We start from the raw sequence: 4,082 nt of genomic DNA on the forward strand, positions 1-4,082 counted from the left end.
CGGTGGGCTTCCGCGTTCCCCCGGAGGCGTCCGGCTTCTCGACCCTGTACCCCTTGATGTCGCCCGTGGCGAGCGCCGCCTTCTCAAGACGGGCGCCGGGCCCCTTCGAGGGGGCCGCGCTCGCGTGTGGCTTCGCGCCGTCGTCGTCCCACAAGYSKCGGTCGCCCCGAGAGCCGCGACGACCGAGACGGCCACCACGGCACGCGGCACCAGCGCCATGACGCCCCTCACGGGCCTCGCAGGCCGCGCAGGCCCCGCAAGCCTCACGGGCTTCACACGGTTCAGGCGGTTCAGGTGGTTCACGGACTCTCCCCCGGCACACATCACGTACGTACGACTGGTGCGGAGTCACCCGCACCACTTCTACGACGGAGGAAGATCACCACCGGTTCCAAAGCCGGTTGCAAAGCCAGCTCCAAAGCCGGTTCCGAAGCCAGTCCCAAAGCCGGTTCCACGCCGGTGCCGAGGCGGCGGCCCCATCAGCCCCAGATGTAGAACCGCAGCGGACTCAGCAGCACGATCGCCAGGGCCATGAAGCCGAAGACGATCACCACGCTCCGCACCTGGCGGACCCGCTGTGAGCGCTCCGAGCGGGAGCGTCCGCCGCCCGTCGACCCCGTGGGCGCCGCGCGCCAGTCGTCCGGGCGCCAGCGCACCGGCTCGGCGTCGCGCTTCGCGCGTCTGCGGCGCAACCGCCCGGCCCGCGCGGCCTCCTGGCGGGCCGCCTCCTCGTCGAGCCGCCGGAGCCGTTCGGCCACCATGCGGGCCCGCGCGGACGGTTCCTTCGGCGCCGACGAACGGATGTCCCGCTCGCTGTCGTTCTCGAACCTCTCCCACACCTCATCAGGTATGGCCACGCCGTCCCCTCCCCTTTTCTCCCGTAAGCACCGCGGGCTCTTCCGAAGCACCCGCGGGGCGGGGGCAGTTCTACGGCACCCGTTCACGACCGCACAAGCAATGTGAGCCATGCCACATAAGGATTATGTGAATGAGGGGACAACCATTCACAGCCATCGCAGGTCATGCATGCAGTAACCAAGGCCACACCCGCGTCCCAGCGCGGAGGCCCCAACCTCCGTGCTGCCGCCCGGCAGCGCGCCGGACTTCTGAGGTCTTCATGAAGCTTCGCCGTGCCATGGCAGCAGCGGCGGCCACGGCCGCCATCGTTCCGCTCTCGCTGCTGTCGGCCCCCGCCGCCTTCGCGACCGGGGACGCCGGGGACACCGTCACGCAGACGCCGCCCCAGACGCCGAGCGACACGCCGCCGCCCAGCAAGACGACCGAGCCGGGTCAGACGCCGAGCGACACGCCGCCACCCGCCAAGACGACGCCCCCGACGCCCAGCGACACGCCGGTGGACTGCCCCGTCGACGACGACGGCGTGGACGCGGACTCGGATCTGAAGATCAAGCTGACCGGCCTGCCGAGCAGGATCGTCGCGGGCAGCGGCTGGCACCAGTTCAAGCTCACCGCCGCCAACCCGACGGACAAGTCGCTCGGCGAGGTCAACTGGATCGCGGCCGTGAACAACTTCTCGGACAGCGACTCCAAGAAGAACTGGCTGAGCACCTACGCCGATCTCCAGTACTTCGACCCGGAGACCGACGCCTGGGTCTCGCTCGACGACGATCTGGAGGGCGGCCTCGCCTTCGGCGTCACCCCGGAACTCGGCCCCAAGGACACGGTCGCGGTCAAGCTGCGCCTCAACGTCGGTGCCAAGGCCCCGGTGGGTGAGGGCTACGCGATCGGCCTCGGCGGCTACGTGGACGCCGAGGACAACTGCGTGCACAACTCGTTCGCGTACTACGATCTGACGATCCTCAAGCCCGGCAGCACCAACGAGCACCCGGGCACGGCCACCCCGAAGCCCGAGACGAAGCCGTCGGACGTCAAGGTTCCGCAGGGTGGCGCCAAGGAGCTTCCGGTGACCGGCAGCCTCGCCGAGACCGGTTCGAGCTCGATGCTGCCGACCATCGGCCTCGTCGGCGGCGCCGCCGTCGCCGTCGGTGCGGGCGCGATGTTCGTCGTCCGCCGCCGCAAGGCCGACACCGCCGCGTAACAGCGGCCCGAAGCACGCGGAAGGACCTGCGCTCGGAGGGGGGCGCAGGTCCTTACGTGTATCCGCACACGCCCCCGCTTCACACGCCCCTATTTCTTCGGCGGCACCGCAGGCATCCCCAGGAACGGCAGCTTCAGCGCGCCGAAGGCGTCCGCCGGTACCGCCGGGGTCTTCGGCTCGACCGCGGCGAGACGTACGTACCGCTCGCCCTGTGCGGGGCGCGGGTCCTCGCCGCCCTTGTTGGGCCAGAAGGACATAGCACGTTCGGCCTGCGCGGTGATCGTCAGGGACGGGTTCACACCGAGGTTCGCGGAAACCGCCGAGCCGTCGACCACCGAGATGCCGGGGTGGCCGTAGAGCCGGTGGTAGGGGTCGATGACGCCGCTGTCCGGCGATGCGCCGATGGGGCAGCCGCCGAGGAAGTGGGCGGTCAGCGGGGTGCCCATGAGCTCGCCGATGTTCGATCCGGGGAAGCCGTTGATCTCCTGGGCGAGGAGTGTCGCCGCCTGCGTGGCCTCGGGGATCTGGGTGGGGTTGGGCGCGCCGTGGCCCTGCCGCGCGGTCAGCAGGCCCTTGCCGAGGCCCTTCTCCTTGCGGTACGTGGTCAGGGAGTTGTCGAGCGTCTGCATGACGAGGCCGATGATGGTCCGCTCCGACCAGCGCCGGTTGGAGAGCGAGCGGGCCGTCAGCCAGGGGTGTCTGGCCACGTTGCCGAGCCAGCCGGCGACCCGCGCCTTGCCGCCCTTGAGGCTGTACGGGACCTGGAGCACGGTCAGGCCGCCCATGGCGTTGGACTTTCTGCCGTACCGGACGGGCTCGATGTGGGTGGTGGCGTTCGGGTGGATCGACGAGGTGATCGCCACGCCTTTGGTGAAGTCGGCCTTCGGCGCGCCGTGCCGCGCGCGGTAGCGGCGGTCGGTGGTCTGGGCGCCGACCAGGGCCTCGGAGTTGGTGCGGGTCAGCGTGCCGAGGCGCGGTGAGAGGCGGGGCAGCAGGCCGGTGTCCTTCATGCGGTGGAGCAGCGTCTGGGTGCCGTACGTACCGGCGGCGACGACGACCTCGCGGGCCGTGAACGTGCGGCCCCTGCCCTTGCGCTTGTCGTTCGTGGGCAGGGTCGACACCGCGTATCCGCCGCGCGAGTCCTCGGTGACGGCGACGACCGACGTCATCGGGTGGATGACCGCCCCCGCCTTCTCTGCGAGGTAGAGGTAGTTCTCGTTGAGGGTGTTCTTCGCGCCGTGGCGGCAGCCGGTCATGCACTCGCCGCACTCGTTGCAGGCCCTGCGGGCGGGGCCCGCGCCGCCGAAGTAGGGGTCGGGCACCTCCCCGCCGGGCCGTGCGGTCGAGGTGCCGTCCGCGTCCTGGCCGTCGCCGAAGAAGACGCCGACGGGCGCCATGTGGAAGCTGTCGCCGACCCCCATCTCCTCGGCGGTGGCCTTGAGATGCACGTCGGAGGGGGTCGTCGTCGGGTTGAGCCGCACCCCGAGCATGCGCTTGGCCTGCTCGTAGTACGGGCTCAGCTCGGCCTGCCAGTCCGTGATGCCCTTCCACTGCGGGTCCTCGAAGAACGCAGTGGGCGGTACGTAGAGGGTGTTGGCGTAGTTCAGGGAGCCGCCGCCGACGCCCGCTCCCGCGAGGACCATGACGTTGCCGAGCAGGTGGATGCGCTGGATGCCGAAGAGGCCGAGGGCCGGGGCCCAGAGGTAGTTCTTGAGGTCCCAGGAGTTCTTGGGCAGGGACTCGCGGGTGAAGCGGCGGCCCGCTTCGAGGACGCCGACGCGGTAGCCCTTCTCCGTCAGGCGCAGCGCGGACACGGCACCGCCGAAGCCGCTGCCCACGACGACGACGTCATAGTCGTACGAAGCGCCGCCGGAGTCGTCCGCGGCCACGGCGTCGTCGTACGAAGCCTCGTCGTCCGCCCGGTTCTGGACAGAGCTCTCCTGTGACATTGACTCTCCTCGGTGCGAAACGGGGCGAAACGGGTCGGGGCAGACGGGTCGAGGCAGATGGGTCGGGCCAGACG

3 protein-coding genes are annotated in these 4,082 nt (G+C 70.4%); 1 reads left to right on the forward strand and 2 read right to left on the reverse strand.

From position 1 onward, the window contains the following. Positions 1 to 479: 479 nt before the first annotated feature. A complete protein-coding gene (locus tag AB8Z36_RS34435; protein ID WP_369217317.1) occupies positions 480 to 857 on the reverse strand; it encodes a hypothetical protein in 378 nt (125 codons plus the stop codon). Between the two features lie 278 nt (positions 858 to 1,135). On the opposite strand from AB8Z36_RS34435, the gene AB8Z36_RS34440 reads away from it, so the two are divergent. Beyond that, positions 1,136 to 2,059 (forward strand): LAETG motif-containing sortase-dependent surface protein, encoded by a 924-nt coding sequence (locus AB8Z36_RS34440; protein ID WP_369217318.1) that lies wholly within the window; start codon positions 1,136 to 1,138, stop codon positions 2,057 to 2,059. 89 nt (positions 2,060 to 2,148) lie between these two features. On the opposite strand, the gene AB8Z36_RS34445 is transcribed toward AB8Z36_RS34440, so the two are convergent. Next, positions 2,149 to 4,008, reverse strand: coding sequence for a GMC oxidoreductase (locus tag AB8Z36_RS34445; protein WP_369217319.1), 1,860 nt, complete (start codon positions 4,006 to 4,008; stop codon positions 2,149 to 2,151). Between the last annotated feature and the right edge of the window lie 74 nt (positions 4,009 to 4,082).

Origin of the sequence: Streptomyces flavofungini, from assembly GCF_041028215.1 — a bacterium.
GTDB classification, from domain to species: Bacteria; Actinomycetota; Actinomycetes; order Streptomycetales; family Streptomycetaceae; genus Streptomyces; species Streptomyces flavofungini_B.

What these genes read in the sequence shown, in the direction of transcription:
- AB8Z36_RS34440 (WP_369217318.1), top strand. Translation starts at nt 1,136, where the DNA reads ATGGCAGCAGCGGCGGCCACGGCCGCCATCGTTCCGCTCTCGCTGCTG.
- AB8Z36_RS34445 (WP_369217319.1), bottom strand. Translation starts at nt 4,008, where the DNA reads ATGTCACAGGAGAGCTCTGTCCAGAACCGGGCGGACGACGAGGCTTCG.